This is a genomic window from Bacteroides reticulotermitis JCM 10512 (assembly GCF_000517545.1).
Taxonomy (GTDB): Bacteria; Bacteroidota; Bacteroidia; order Bacteroidales; family Bacteroidaceae; genus Bacteroides; species Bacteroides reticulotermitis.
On sequence record NZ_BAIV01000027.1, the window covers coordinates 1 to 14,497 of the forward strand.

Sequence of the window (14,497 nt, forward strand, 5' to 3'; positions counted from 1 at the left end):
TTTTTGAGAAAGAAATCCATGCAAAATCCGGCTTCGTTTGTAGTTTAAATCCTACTTCCCACTCCCCTACAAGAAAGAAAAAATAGTTGATCTCTCATAATCTTATCATTATTCAATTAAAAATCGACAAATCAATACCTTATATCATGAGAGATGTTTTTGAAAAGTGGGATCTCTCATCCTTTTAGGGCTACATCATATTTTAGAAAGTTAAAAATAACAACTAGAAGGTATACAAAATTTTAGAATGGCACTTAAAACGATTGGCTCGCTTCGCAAGGGCAAACAGATCGAAAAGATTGGGTATTACAGGCTTTCTTATCCAAGTAAAATGCAGCAAAGAGCGAAAGTTAGCAAGTAAAAAGGAGAAAAGAGAAAGATGAAAAACGAAGACATCAAACAGTAAATCAACAACTTATATTTGAATGCATTAAACATTTTGCGTCCGCCGTTCGTTATTTCCATAGGAAACTATTTATTCAAAAATACCATATGAAAATCATTATTATTGGAGGAGTTGCCGGTGGGGCAACCACTGCTGCACGAATCAGACGAGCTGATGAAAAAGCAGAGATTATTTTAGTTGAAAAGGGAAAATACATTTCTTATGCGAACTGTGGACTACCTTATTATATAGGCGGAGTTATTGAAGAAAGGGAGAAGCTTTTTGTGCAAACGCCAAAGGCTTTCTCTAATCGCTTCCGGATAGATGTGCGCACTGAGAATGAAGTTATTTTCATTAACAGAAAGAAAAAGTCAGTCACCATACGCCAAAGTAGTCAAGATACGTATGAGGAAAGCTATGATAAGCTAGTGATCTCTACAGGTTCTTCACCCGTACGCCCTCCCCTACCGGGTATTGAGCTGGACGGAATCTTTACGCTGAGAAATGTAACCGACACCGATCGTATCAAAGCATATATCGACAGGGTATCACCTCGAAAAGCGGTTGTGATCGGAGCCGGTTTTATCGGTCTGGAGATGGCTGAAAATCTCCATCATCGGGGTGCAAAAGTCTCTATTGTGGAAATGGGCAACCAGGTTATGGCTCCCATCGACTTCTCGATGGCTGCTCTCGTACATCAACACTTGATGGAAAAAGGGGTAAACTTACACCTGGAACAAGCGGTGAGCGCATTCGAACGGAACGGGAAAGAAATTAAAGTTATCTTTAAAAACGGGCAATCGATCGAGGCTGATATCGTTATCTTATCCATTGGAGTACGCCCGGAAACAACTTTAGCGCGTGCTGCGGAATTAACGATCGGAGCCGCCGGAGGTATAGCAGTGAATGAATATTTGCAAACATCGGATGAATCGATCTATGCGATTGGCGATGCAATCGAATATCCGCATCCCCTCAATGGTAACCCGTGGTTGAATTACCTTGCCGGACCAGCCAACCGTCAGGGACGCATCGTGGCCGACAATCTGTTAGGAGCCACTATTGCTTACGAAGGTTCAATCGGCACATCAATAGCTAAAGTGTTCGACCTGACTGTGGCTTCTGCCGGATTGCCGGGCAAGCGACTTCGCCAAGCGGGCGTGAATTATATGTCGACCACCATTCACCCGGCTTCACATGCCGGTTATTACCCCAATGCCATGCCGATGAGCATCAAGATTACATTCGATAAAGCCACCGGCAAGTTGTATGGCGGACAGATCGTTGGCTACGATGGGGTGGACAAACGCATTGACGAGCTAGCCTTGGTTATCAAGCATAAGGCACTATATATGATCTGACTCAACTGGAACAAGCTTACGCGCCTCCATTCTCTTCGGCGAAAGATCCGGTAGCTGTGGCCGGCTATGTGGCCGAAAACATTCTATCTGAAAAGGTGAAACCTGTGTATTGGAGAGAGCTAAGAGACTTGGAAATGGAGAATAACTTCCTGCTGGATGTACGGACACCGGATGAATTTGAACTCGATACATTGCCGGGAGCCGTAAACATTCCATTGGACGAACTGCGAGACAGGTTAGAAGAGCTGCCGAAAGATAAAATGATCTACACATTCTGCGCCGTCGGTCTAAGAGGTTATCTTGCCTATCGCATTCTGGTTCAACACGGATTCGAGCGCGTACGCAATTTAGTAGGTGGGCTGAAAACATACCGCGCTGCTACAGCGCCCATCGTTTTACACGATGAGAAGCAAGGCGCGGAACAGCCGATCCAATCCGAAGCTATTGCTCCGATTGCCGCCACAGCTAATTTACTGCGGGTAGACGCTTGCGGACTTCAATGTCCCGGACCGATCTTGAAAATGAAAAAAACCATGGATACTTTATTGCCGGGTGAACAAATTGAAATTACAGCTACCGATCCGGGGTTTGTACGAGATGCCACTGCATGGTGTAACTCGACAGGTAACCAACTCATAACCAAAGAGACGGAAGGAGGTAAATCGATTGTTCGTATCGCCAAAGGCGAGCCTGCTTCGAGCGAGGTTACAACATCGGGCAATGCGAAAGGGAAAACCTTTATCATGTTTAGCGATGATTTGGACAAAGCATTAGCTACATTTGTATTGGCTAATGGAGCGGCTGCCACGGGACAAAAAGTAACCATATTCTTCACCTTCTGGGGGCTGAATGTGATTAAGAAACAACATAAGCCGAAGGTTGAAAAAGATATCTTCGGAAAGATGTTCGGCATGATGCTACCGTCGAGCTCGCTCAAATTGAAGTTATCTAAAATGCATATGGGAGGAATCGGAAGCAGAATGATGCGCCACATCATGAAGCAAAAGGGGATCGATTCGCTAGAGTCCTTACGTCAACAAGCCATTGAAGCGGCGCCGAATTTATAGCCTGCCAAATGTCTATGGATGTTATGGGGGTTAAGCAGGAAGAACTTTTAGATGAAGTAACCGTGGGCGGTGTAGCAACTTACATGGAACGGGCGGACAACGCTAACATTAATTTATTTATTTAAAAAACGAGAAGAGGTATGAAGACATTATGCAAAATGAAAGATATCATAAAAGCCTTGGCCACATTTGAGGAGCGGTTTGAAAAGACACATCAGATATCACTCAATGAGGCTCTGCTTTTATGCGTACTCCATGAATCCGAAAAAGAGATGACTCCGACGAATCTGGCTAAATCGACCGATTTAAGCACTTCGCATACGTCGAAAGTGATTCGAATATTAGAAGAGAAAAAACTTATTCAAAGAAAACTGGGACGCGTGGACCGACGCTTGATGTATTTCCATCTGACAGAACAGGGAGATCGAGTCGTTGCTCATCTTCAAATCGAAGAAACGATGATTCCGGAGTTACTAAGCCCTTTGTTTAAGTAACCAACAGGATAACATCTTCCTTGGAGGCACCAGGCAATTGCAAAGTCTTCAGAGTTTTTACGAACAGAAACAAAAAACCGCTCTCGATACATTCAGTAAAGAGAGCGGCTTGCCTTTTTTATATGCTTTTTATTTCTTCAAAGCTTCATAAATCACATTTTGTATACGTTCCCTGATTTCGAGTTTACTCAATTCCCGATTGAACACATTCGGATAGATCCGATTACTCAGGAATACATAGACTAAACCTGTATCGGGGTCAACCCAAGCGCAAGTTCCGGTAAATCCGGTATGTCCGTATACAGCAGCAGACGCCTTACTTCCACAAGGACTCTTACTCGGATTATCGGGATCGGGCTTATCAAACCCTAGTCCGCGGCGACTGATTTTCGACATTTCCCGGGTAAACAGTTGGCAAGTCTCCACACTCAAATACCGCTGTCCATTCAATTCGCCTCCATTGAGAAGCATCTGATAAACCTGAGCCACCTCAAGAGCGGTAGAGAATAGACCGGCATTACCGGCAACTCCACCCAAGAAGGCAGAAGCCTCATCGTGTACAAAACCGCAAAGTGTGGTTTTTCTCAAGAAATGATCGATAGAGGAAGGTACGACTTCTGTCAGCGGGAAACGACGCAAAGGCAGATAGCCGGTACGCTCCAATCCCATCGGTTCATACAGTTCACGTTGCAGATAAGCATCCATCGGCATTCCGGCAAGCTGTTCTACCAACATACCCAGAAGGACAAAACCGACATCGCTATATACATACTTCTTCACCCCCAAAGGAGCTTCCGCAATTTTCTTTTCTATTTCTTTCCGGAAACTACGATTCAGCCAAAGGCTATCGCACACCTGAAGCGTATAATCGTCTTTACCAACCGAAGAAAAATAACCCTTTTTGAAAGCGAAGTTCGGATTCGCCCAGGTCGTTGCTCCCAGTTGCACGGGATGCGTCGCATCTCGCCGATTCATAAAGAGGTGGCCTTTATAACTATCTTTGTCGATTGTCTCGAGATAGAAACTGATGCTTGAAGGCAAACCGGACTGATGATAAAGGATATCCTGAATCGTTATGTCTTTTTTATTGGTCCGTTGCAGGAAAGGCAAATAGTCGGCAATGCGGTCGGTCAGGTTAAATCGCCCTTTATCATACAGTTTCATCAAAGCAAGCAGAGTACCTGTTGTTTTGGACAAGGAAGCCAGGTCGTACATATCGGTCCCCTGCACACGGGCGCTTTTCGCGTCGGTATGTCTGCCCAGATTCAGGTTAACCATCACATGACCGTCTTTCATCACAACAACCTGACAGCCGGGATAGGCTCCTTGCCAAATACCTTCCAGGGCAATCGAATCGATCTGTTGCAAAACGGTGGAAGACAAGCCGTACTCTTCGGGTATAAAATGCAGAGGGGTCTTCGGCGTAATGGTCACTCCATCGCCGGAACGGAACAAACCGCCCAAACTAGCAGACAACCGCCCGTCGGCTACCGCCTTAGCAAACAGTACATCCGCCACTTGACGTTGTACATCATCACCGTAGCTATGTGCCAACACAACAGCTGAAGCTGCTTTCACCGCTCTTTGAATCTGCAACATCATCTTGCCGGGTGTAAAGAACAGGTAAACGGCCGGATTCTTGGGAACGAACTTGGCAAAGAATGGTTGATAAGGAGCCAACCGCTGCTCACTGACGGCAACGATAACTCGTTTGTATGCGGATAAAGAGTCACGCAACAACACGGCCTGCTCTTCGGAGAGATTCGGACGCAACCGATAACGCACCACCGAAACATAACGAGACAATTGGGCAGCCAATACATTCGTACCCTCGGGCTCGCCAACTTCCAACAAAGCGATCTCTTGCTTTTCTCCGGCATGTAATGGCAGAATATGCTGTTTATTGTTCACTACTGTGATGGCAGCCAGGTTTAACCGCCGAATCAAGTCACGTGTTTGAGGTGTATTGACCCGAAGTCCCAGCCCCGAAAGCTGAACCATTGGTTTGCGCCGCAGGCCTAGTATATATTTATAGGTCAACACCTTGCGGCATTTGGCCTCTATTTCTTCTACGGTCAGTTCTCCTTTTTCGATTCCTTCGAGCACCGACGCTATCTCTTCTTTGATATTACGGGGAGCCAGTACCATATCATTTCCGGCTCTGAGTGCTTGCAAGCAGACACTTTTGTTGTTCGACACACCTCGCATAGCCAGTGCGTCGGTAAATATTAATCCTTTAAAGGCTAGTTCATCGGTCAGCAAGTCATATACAATGTTGCGCGAAAGCGAAGAGGGCAACCCACCTACCGGTTCAATGACCGGTACTTGGAGATGCCCAACCATTATTCCACTCACACCGGCTCGAATAGCGGCTTTGAATGGCGAGAGTTCGACACTATCCAGCCGTTCCCGGGTAAAGGGTAAAACAGGAAGGGCCTTGTGCGAATCCACATCTGTGTCGCCATGCCCCGGAAAGTGTTTACTTACAGATAAGACGCCTCCACCTTCCAGACCGGAGGCGTAGGCGATCACCTTTTCGGATACTCGGACGGGATCTTCACCAAACGAGCGATTGTTTATTACCGGGTTGTGCGGATTTATATTAACGTCAGCTACCGGAGCGAAATTGACTTGTACGCCCAGCAGCTTGCATTGCCGAGCCATTTCACGCCCATATTCATAGATCAGGCGATCGTCTTGGATACATCCCAAGACCATGTTCTTCGGAAAGACGGGCGTACCACGCAATCTCATGGCAAGCCCCCACTCTCCATCAAAAGTAATCATCAACGGAACCTTAGCCATGCGTTGCGCCCGGTTAGTTAGTTCCGCCTGATTCTGCATTTTTCCACCAGAAAACAATAATCCTCCTACTTTGTAAGTATCAACTGCCTCACGCAACAAAAGTTGGTTCCGCTTCGTATCGACCGGCGCAATGGTATAAATGAATAATTGAGCAACTTTCTCTTTGAGCGACAGTTTGTACATAACCGAATCTACCACTGGTGACAGTGTTTATCTTGATTAGCCTTATAAAGCAACAAAGGTTCAACCGTCGCACCAACCTTTTCCTTGAAGATGACAGGGGAAAATCAACCATATAACCAGTAGGAATGTAATTATTCTCATTTCTTTTTCAAAGTCAAATCGGTGCGTCCAACGTAAACTCCATTTTTTCCGCTATGCATGATTGAGACGCTTTTCCCATCCATATTCAGATATGCCTTAGGTGCATCCCAAAATGTATGGGAATGTCCACCGAGTATAACATCAATATTCCGAGTCTTTGTAACCAAGACTTCATCGTCTTGAACACCCAAATGCGACAAGCAGACTACGACGTCGCATCCTTTTTTCTTCAGTTGGGCAGCGATCGCATTGGACACGGTTACGGGATCTTCGTATACCACGCCTGCACATTTGCTGGCTTGTACCAATCCTTCTAATTTAGCACCCAAGCCAAAGACACCGATCTTCAAACCCGAGCGTTCGATGATAATAAACGGCTTCACAAGGTCTTTTAAGGCAGTTGCCTCGACATTATAGTTGGCACACACCACGGGGAAGTTAGCCATTTTGAATAAACGTACCATATTGTCAATTCCAAAATCGAACTCGTGGTTGCCTATCGCTACGGCATCATAGTGCATTTCATTCATTAACTTGATTTCGACTTCACCTTGGAATACATTATAATAAGGTGTTCCTTGCGAAAAGTCGCCGCAATCAAATAGAAATACATTCGGATTGTCTTTGCGAAACTCTTTCAAGAAAGTGACACGCCGTGAGAATCCTCCTTGTCCATAGTTGGGGTCTCCCTTCTGAAGGACCGGTTCTATGCGGCTATGTACATCGCTGGTTTGCAACAGTGTTATTTTCTTAAACTCTTGTGCCAACGCAAATGCGGGGACTAACAAAAACAGAAGTAGTAATGTCATTCCCATTTTTCCATTAAAACCGGAATGACTCTTTTTATATTGATTCATATGACAATCTTTCATTTGTTATTAATACTCATTTCTTATCCGAGGTAACTGCCGGTACGATAGTTATACGGCCATCCAATTTAGAGGTAATACTCTTTCCGGCTGCAGTCTGGTCCTTCACATAGTCGAGAAATATACCTCTCAAGGTCATTTCATCCGGACATTCGCGTTGAATTGATTGGACCAGGGGAAGCAAACCATCGTTTCCATCAGCGAGGTAATCAATCGTGGCAACTGTATATTCTTTATCATCTACGATCGGTTGTCCCTGTACGGTAGCACTGACTAGCTTTCCATCAGCAGTCATTTGCACACAAGCGCCACTAATCCCCTCTCCTTTTAAAGAAGCAATAACTTCCATCAACTGTTTCACTTCTGTTCCTTTGAGAGTGAGCACGCAAAGGGAGTTTTCAAAAGGGAGTATCTCATATACGGTACTTACTGTAATATCTCCTTCGGGAAGAATGTTTCGCAAACCGCCCATATTCATCAGTCCAATATCAGCCGGATGCTTCAGCACACATTCAGCAGCACACCTCAAAACTTCAGCGACTAGGTTGGAAAGTAGGCTCTCGGGACGTTTCTGCTCCATTTTCATGGCACTAACTCCAATAACCTGATACATCTTTTTGTCGACGTCGGCCTTGTAAGGCATCAGAATGTTAGCCACTTTTTCATCAGGGGCATTGTCCCAAGTAGAGTCCATACAAATTCTGCTTCCTCCTGACTGCGTTATTTCATAATTAGAAACCTCACGAGTAGAGTGACAGGAGGTAAACAGCAACATTCCTGTAAGAATAGTACTTGGAATAATTTTCGCGTAATTTGATTTCATCTTCATTATTTTATTTAATTCGACAAATGTACTAATTTTCTTTCTTTATAGATATTCGAATAGCTAAATAAAAGGGAATCCCAACTGCTAATAAAACTAGAATTTCAAGCATTTGGCTCTCACCACCCAATCATATAACTCACTTCTAATCATAAAGTTTATAAAGGAAAACTCTAAAATCATTTGGCTATCTAACTATTAATTTGTTACTTTGCACCGCTTTCGCGCAATCGCTGTCAAGACAAGAGATACTTGGTATGTTGCGTTGTAACGATAAAACAATTTAATAATAAAAAAATGGATTTAATTAAAATTGCAGAAGAAGCATTTGCTACCGGCAAAAAGCACCCTAGCTTCAAAGCAGGTGATACTGTAACAGTAGCATATCGTATTATCGAGGGTACCAAGGAGCGTGTACAGTTGTACCGCGGCGTTGTTATCAAAATCTCTGGCCACGGAGACAAAAAACGTTTTACTGTACGTAAAATGTCAGGAACAATTGGCGTAGAAAGAATTTTCCCAATCGAATCACCGGCTATCGATAACATCGAAGTGAACAAAGTTGGTAAAGTTCGTCGTGCTAAATTGTACTACCTGCGTGCTCTTACCGGCAAAAAGGCTAGAATCAAAGAAAAAAGAGTTAACTAATCCAACTCACTCGATTCGAGATAAAAAGAGGATGTCCCAAAAGACATCCTCTTTTTTATTAGGTATACCGTGCGATGTTGGGCGAACAAAAAAAATCCCCGAGCTACAAGAGCCCGAGGATTTCATTACCTTTATTATAATAAGGACTAAAGTTAGTCTTTTAGAACCTTCAATTCCCAAGCCAATGCGCTAGCACCCAACACGGCCGCATCGGAGTCTTTCAACTCGGACACCAATAGTTTGGTTTTGCCCTTGTAGATGTTCAACACATTATCATCGATTGATTTCTGAATAGCTTCATGATATAGTCGCCCGATTTGGCCAAACCACCGAATAGAACAATTGCTTCCGGGCTTGAGAAAGCAATAGCGTCTGCTAAAGATTCTCCCAGAATAGTTCCGGTAGTCTCAAAGATTTCTTGTGCCAGTTTGTCTCCCTGTACAGCTGCATCATACACATCCTTCGAAGTGATGCTCTCAGCCGAGATATTGCGAAGCAAGCTAGGCTCTGTACGAGCAGCCAAAAGTTCACGCGCTGTACGGGCAACTCCGGTAGCCGAACAGTAAGTTTCGAGACAACCTTTACGTCCGCAACCGCACAAACGGCCTCCGCGACGTGCAATGACGTGTCCCAACTCACCGGCAAAGCCATCATGACCGTAGACCATCTGTCCGTTAATCACAATTCCGCTTCCTACACCGGTACCGAGTGTAATCATAATGAAATCTTTCATTCCACGAGCTGCACCATACGTCATTTCACCGATAGCAGCTGCATTGGCGTCATTCGTTAAGGCAGTGGGAATACCAAGTCTTTCTTCAAACATGGCAGCCAACGGAATAATACCTTTCCACGGAAGATTGGGAGCAAATTCGATAGTACCTGTATAATAGTTACCATTCGGAGCGCCTACACCGATACCTCTAATCTTATCTACACCACCGTTAGCAATAATGAGGGGAAGTAAGTTTTTACATACTTCGTCCGCATATTCTTCGGCTGTCGGACAACCGGCAGTTTTAATCGAACTGCTCGCAATAATAGTTCCTCGTGCGTCTACAATTCCGAAGACTGTGTTTGTTCCGCCAATGTCAATACCCACAACGTAGGTCTTTTCCAGGTTTGAATTCATGATACTTTATTTAATAGGGTTAGTTAATTATTCAATTAGTGCACACAAATTACGCAAAGAAGATTGAGTCTACAAAATGTTTTTAAAAAAAAGTTCACTTCATTTGCAACTTTTCGTATCTTGCAGTCGTCTAATAGCAGAAGAATGATAGAAATTTGAAACCAAATCAATTAAAAGTGTGATACATCTTACAGACATTAACAAAACTTACCATAATGGGGCCCCTCTCCATGTGCTTAAAGGCATCAATCTTACTATCGAACGGGGAGAGTTCGTATCTATTATGGGAGTATCGGGATCGGGAAAATCGACATTATTGAATATATTAGGTATATTGGACAATTACGATACCGGCGACTATTATCTAAACAACGTGCTTATCAAGAATCTGAGCGAAACCAAAGCCGCCGAATACAGAAATCGCATGATCGGTTTCATATTCCAGTCGTTCAACCTCATCTCTTTTAAAAATGCGGTGGAGAATGTTGCACTTCCTCTATTCTATCAAGGAATGAATCGTAAAAAGCGAAATGCACTCGCTTTGGAGTATCTCGACCGGCTCGGACTGAAAGATTGGGCACATCATATGCCTAACGAGATGAGCGGTGGACAAAAACAGCGTGTAGCTATCGCACGTGCTCTGATAACCCAACCTCAAATCATTCTTGCCGATGAACCAACCGGTGCATTGGATAGCAAGACTTCGGTAGAAGTAATGCAGATTCTAAAAGATCTTCATAAAACGGGGATGACTATTATTGTAGTAACTCACGAAAGTGGAGTTGCCAACCAGACTGATAAAATTATCCATATAAAAGACGGGACAATCGAACGGATCGAAGACAACTCTGATCACGATTCTTCGCCTTTCGGTCAAAACGGATATATGAAATAATCTCCCATCTTATTCAATAAGTTATTATGTTTGATATTTGGCAAGAAATATATAGCACCATCAAGCGCAATAAGTTGCGAACATTCCTCACCGGCTTTGCTGTAGCGTGGGGCATTTTCATGCTTATTGTACTGTTAGGTGCGGGCAATGGCCTGATTCACGCATTCGAGCAATCAGCCTCCGAGCGTGCAATGAACTCTATCAAGATCTTTCCGGGATGGACTACCAAGTCATACGACGGCCTGAAGGAAGGACGACGGGTACAGTTAGACAACAAAGACTTCGATGCTACCGAACGGTATTTTCCGGATAACGTAATTGAAGCCGGGGCAACCGTACGGCAAAGCGCCGTAAACGTGAGCTTTGGAGCAGAATATGTGAACCTAAGTCTGACGGGGGTATATCCCAATCACACGAAAGTAGAAGTTGTCAAACTCTTCAAAGGACGCTTCATTAATGAGATCGACATTAAAGAACGCCGCAAGGTGATTGTTCTTCATAAGAAAACAGCGGAGGTGCTGTTCGACAAAACACATACCGAGCCTATCGGACAGGTAGTCAATGCGGGTAATGTGGTTTATCAGGTAGTAGGGATATACAACGATAAAGGGGATAGCGGAGATAGCGATGCATTCCTCCCGTTCACTACCCTACAAACGATTTACAACAAAGGGGACAAACTGAATAACTTGGTGATGACAACCAAGAATCTTGATAACATCGAATCTAATGAGGCCTTTGAAGCACGCTACCGCAGGGTTATAGGTGCCAACCACCGCTTCGACCCAACTGACGATAGTGCCATTTGGATATGGAATCGCTTCACCAACTATCTGCAGCAACAAAAGGGAACAGGCCTGCTGCGAACTGCTATTTGGGTTATCGGTATATTTACCTTACTAAGCGGAATAGTGGGAGTTTCCAACATCATGCTTATTACCGTTAAAGAGCGTACGCGCGAATTCGGTATCCGGAAAGCTTTAGGTGCCAAACCCTTGTCTATCCTCTGGCTAATCATTGTAGAAAGTGTGACTATCACTACCATATTCGGTTATATAGGGATGGTAGCCGGCATCGGAGTTACCGAATGGATGAACAATGCGTTCGGAAATCAAACTATGGACAACGGGATATGGTCGGAAGTCGTATTTCTAAACCCCACCGTCGACATTCGAATAGCCATACAAGCCACAGTTACATTAATAATCGCAGGAACATTGGCCGGATTAGTCCCCGCACGCAAAGCCGTCAGCATTCGGCCAATCGAAGCACTTAGAGCAGATTAAGATTATGAGAATAGATATAGATACGTGTGAGGAAATCCTCATCACCATCACAAGAAACAAAACGCGAAGCTTACTTACAGCTTTCGGAGTCTTCTGGGGAATCTTTATGCTCATAGCTCTGATAGGTGGAGGCCAAGGTCTGCAGGATATGATGAAAAAGAACTTTGAAGGGTTTGCCACGAACTCCGGATTCTTAGCTTCTCAAAGGACAGGAGAAGCTTACAAGGGATTCCGCAAGGGACGCGCGTGGGAGTTAGAAGCTGTCGATATTGAACGCCTCCGCTCGCAAGTGAAAGAGTTGGATGTTGTCACGCCCTCTATAGCACGCTGGGGATCGCATGCCGTATATGGAGATAAAAAATATGATTGCAGTGTAAAAGGCTTATACCCCGATTATCTACATATTGAATCACAAGATATGGCCTACGGAAGGTTTATCAACGATGTGGACATACGTGAAGCCCGTAAAGTTTGCGTGATTGGCAAACGGGTATACGAGAGTCTTTTCAAACCGGGAGAAAATCCATGCGGCAAGTATGTACGAGTGGATGGAATCTACTACCGAATCGTCGGTATGTCGTCTTCCGAAGGTGATATGAATATACAGGGACGTGCCTCAGAAGCAGTCACGCTTCCTTTTACCACAATGCAACAGGCCTATAATCTGGGCGGAAGAATTGACGTAGTTTGCTTTACCGTCAAACGCGGGGTTAAAGTGTCGGATATTCAACCGCAAATGGAACAGATAATCAAAGCGGCTCACTACATTGCTCCGAATGACAAACAGGCCCTGATGTATCTGAATGCCGAAGCTATGTTCTCAATGGTCGACAATCTGTTTACCGGAATCAACATCCTGATCTGGATGGTTGGCTTAGGCACATTGCTGGCGGGTGCTATCGGTGTATCGAATATCATGATGGTAACGGTAAAAGAACGTACGACTGAGATTGGAATCCGTCGGGCAATCGGTGCTCGTCCCAGAGATATTCTGCAACAGATATTATCGGAAAGTATGGTATTGACCACCGTTGCCGGTATGTGCGGCATCTCTTTTGGAGTAATGATACTTCAATTGGTAGAGATGGGAGCAAACTCTAGCGGCGGAACGGCTCACTTTCAAGTCAGCTTCGGTTTGGCTATAGGAACTTGTGCACTACTCATCGGATTAGGCATGTTAGCGGGTCTGGCTCCGGCCTATCGGGCAATGGCTATTAAACCGATTGAAGCCATCCGAGATGAGTAAATAGAGAAGAGAACAAAGAGTGAAAAACGAAGAATCAAAAATTAAACACATATATTCAAGATGAAAAAGTATCTGAAAATCGCGCTATTGGTAATTATAGCCATAATTCTTGTGGGAACATTTGTATTCCTGTATCAGAAGTCCCAACCTAAAGTGGCTGTTTACGAAACAATCACTCCGGAAGTAACTGACCTCGAAAAGTCGACAGTAGCCACCGGAAAGGTAGAACCTAGAGACGAAATTTTAATAAAGCCTCAGATCTCAGGAATTATCGATGAAGTGTATAAAGAAGCCGGACAAAGCGTCAAAAAGGGAGAAGTTCTCGCGAAAGTGAAGGTTATTCCTGAACTCGGTCAACTAAACTCGGCAGAGAGCCGTGTCCGCTTAGCAGGGATCAACGCCGCACAAGCCGAAACAGATTTCGCCCGCGTCAAAAAGTTATATGCGGACAAACTGATCAGCCGGGAAGAGTATGAAAAAGGTGAAGTAGCAGTTAAGCAGGCGCGTGAAGAGAAAGAGACCGCTAAAGATAACCTCGAAATTATCAAAGAGGGTATCACCAAAAACAGTGCTTCTTTCAGTAGCACGATGATCCGGTCTACGATTGATGGTTTGATTCTGGACATCCCGGTTAAGATGGGTAACTCTGTTATTATGAGTAATACATTCAACGACGGTACTACCATTGCTACCGTAGCCAACATGAACGACTTGATCTTCCGAGGTAACATTGACGAAACAGAGGTCGGCCGAATCCATGAAGGAATGTCGGTTAAACTAACCATTGGTGCGTTGCAGAACCTGACTTTCAATGCTATCCTGGAATATATATCTCCCAAAGGGGTAGAAAACAACGGTGCCAATCAATTTGAGATTAAAGCGGCTATCACCGTTCCCGACACCGTTAAGATTCGTTCGGGTTATTCGGCCAATGCTGAGATCGTTTTGCAGCATGCCAAGAAGGTATTGTCAGTTCCGGAGAGTGCCATCGAATTCAGCGGTGATTCAACTTTCGTATATATTATGACGGATTCCATCCCGCAACAGAAGTTCAAACGTACTCAGATAAAGACCGGTATGAGCGACGGCATCAAGATCGAGATTAAAAAAGGATTAACCGCTAAAGACAAGATTCGCGGTGCTGAGAAAAAAGCTAAATAAC

The 14,497-nt window shown here is 44.4% G+C and carries 8 protein-coding genes and 3 pseudogenes; 7 read left to right on the forward strand and 4 right to left on the reverse strand.

Translation table 11 applies throughout. The annotated features are described in order from the left end of the window. Nucleotides 1-492 precede the first annotated feature (492 nt). A pseudogene (locus JCM10512_RS15350) lies at nt 493-2,938 on the forward strand (FAD-dependent oxidoreductase). Nucleotides 2,939-2,953: 15 nt separating this feature from the next. Next, a complete protein-coding gene (locus JCM10512_RS15355; RefSeq protein ID WP_044164516.1) occupies nt 2,954-3,307 on the forward strand; it encodes a transcriptional regulator, SarA/Rot family in 354 nt (117 codons plus the stop codon). Between the two features lie 129 nt (nt 3,308-3,436). Here JCM10512_RS15355 and JCM10512_RS15360 read toward each other — a convergent pair. The 3 genes and pseudogenes from JCM10512_RS15360 to JCM10512_RS15370 form a co-directional block, all read right to left on the reverse strand. Continuing rightward, nucleotides 3,437-6,436, reverse strand: a pseudogene (locus tag JCM10512_RS15360) (serine hydrolase domain-containing protein). Beyond that, nucleotides 6,433-7,245, reverse strand: coding sequence for a bifunctional metallophosphatase/5'-nucleotidase (locus tag JCM10512_RS15365; protein WP_394354212.1), 813 nt, complete (start codon nt 7,243-7,245; stop codon nt 6,433-6,435). Before JCM10512_RS15365 ends, JCM10512_RS15360 begins: the two are co-directional and overlap by 4 nt. A gap of 76 nt (nt 7,246-7,321) precedes the next feature. Then, entirely contained in the window at nt 7,322-8,128 is an 807-nt protein-coding gene (locus tag JCM10512_RS15370; RefSeq protein ID WP_044164621.1) for a 5'-nucleotidase C-terminal domain-containing protein, read from the reverse strand. A gap of 297 nt (nt 8,129-8,425) precedes the next feature. Here JCM10512_RS15370 and rplS point away from each other — a divergent pair, with 297 nt between their 5' ends. After that, on the forward strand, nt 8,426-8,776 hold the full coding sequence (gene rplS, locus JCM10512_RS15375) for a 50S ribosomal protein L19 (protein ID WP_044164520.1): 351 nt from the start codon (nt 8,426-8,428) through the stop codon (nt 8,774-8,776). Nucleotides 8,777-8,928: 152 nt separating this feature from the next. Here the strand turns inward: rplS and JCM10512_RS15380 are convergent. Further along, nucleotides 8,929-9,908: pseudogene (locus JCM10512_RS15380) on the reverse strand (ROK family protein). Nucleotides 9,909-10,086: 178 nt separating this feature from the next. Here JCM10512_RS15380 and JCM10512_RS15385 point away from each other — a divergent pair. From JCM10512_RS15385 to JCM10512_RS15400, 4 genes are read left to right on the forward strand one after another with little or no spacing between them, the layout of a single operon-like run. Further along, a complete protein-coding gene (locus tag JCM10512_RS15385) occupies nt 10,087-10,803 on the forward strand; it encodes an ABC transporter ATP-binding protein (protein WP_044164522.1) in 717 nt (238 codons plus the stop codon). A 26-nt stretch (nt 10,804-10,829) separates the two neighbouring features. Continuing rightward, nucleotides 10,830-12,089, forward strand: coding sequence for an ABC transporter permease (locus JCM10512_RS15390; protein WP_044164524.1), 1,260 nt, complete (start codon nt 10,830-10,832; stop codon nt 12,087-12,089). A gap of 4 nt (nt 12,090-12,093) precedes the next feature. Further along, entirely contained in the window at nt 12,094-13,335 is a 1,242-nt protein-coding gene (locus JCM10512_RS15395) for an ABC transporter permease (protein ID WP_044164526.1), read from the forward strand. Nucleotides 13,336-13,395: 60 nt separating this feature from the next. Further along, nucleotides 13,396-14,496 (forward strand): efflux RND transporter periplasmic adaptor subunit, encoded by a 1,101-nt coding sequence (locus JCM10512_RS15400; protein WP_044164528.1) that lies wholly within the window; start codon nt 13,396-13,398, stop codon nt 14,494-14,496. The last annotated feature ends 1 nt before the right edge of the window (nt 14,497 follow it).

What these genes read in the sequence shown, in the direction of transcription:
- JCM10512_RS15395 (WP_044164526.1), top strand. Translation starts at nt 12,094, where the DNA reads ATGAGAATAGATATAGATACGTGTGAGGAAATCCTCATCACCATCACA.
- JCM10512_RS15355 (WP_044164516.1), top strand. Translation starts at nt 2,954, where the DNA reads ATGAAGACATTATGCAAAATGAAAGATATCATAAAAGCCTTGGCCACA.
- JCM10512_RS15365 (WP_394354212.1), bottom strand. Translation starts at nt 7,245, where the DNA reads ATGACATTACTACTTCTGTTTTTGTTAGTCCCCGCATTTGCGTTGGCA.
- JCM10512_RS15400 (WP_044164528.1), top strand. Translation starts at nt 13,396, where the DNA reads ATGAAAAAGTATCTGAAAATCGCGCTATTGGTAATTATAGCCATAATT.
- JCM10512_RS15370 (WP_044164621.1), bottom strand. Translation starts at nt 8,128, where the DNA reads ATGAAATCAAATTACGCGAAAATTATTCCAAGTACTATTCTTACAGGA.
- JCM10512_RS15390 (WP_044164524.1), top strand. Translation starts at nt 10,830, where the DNA reads ATGTTTGATATTTGGCAAGAAATATATAGCACCATCAAGCGCAATAAG.
- rplS (WP_044164520.1), top strand. Translation starts at nt 8,426, where the DNA reads ATGGATTTAATTAAAATTGCAGAAGAAGCATTTGCTACCGGCAAAAAG.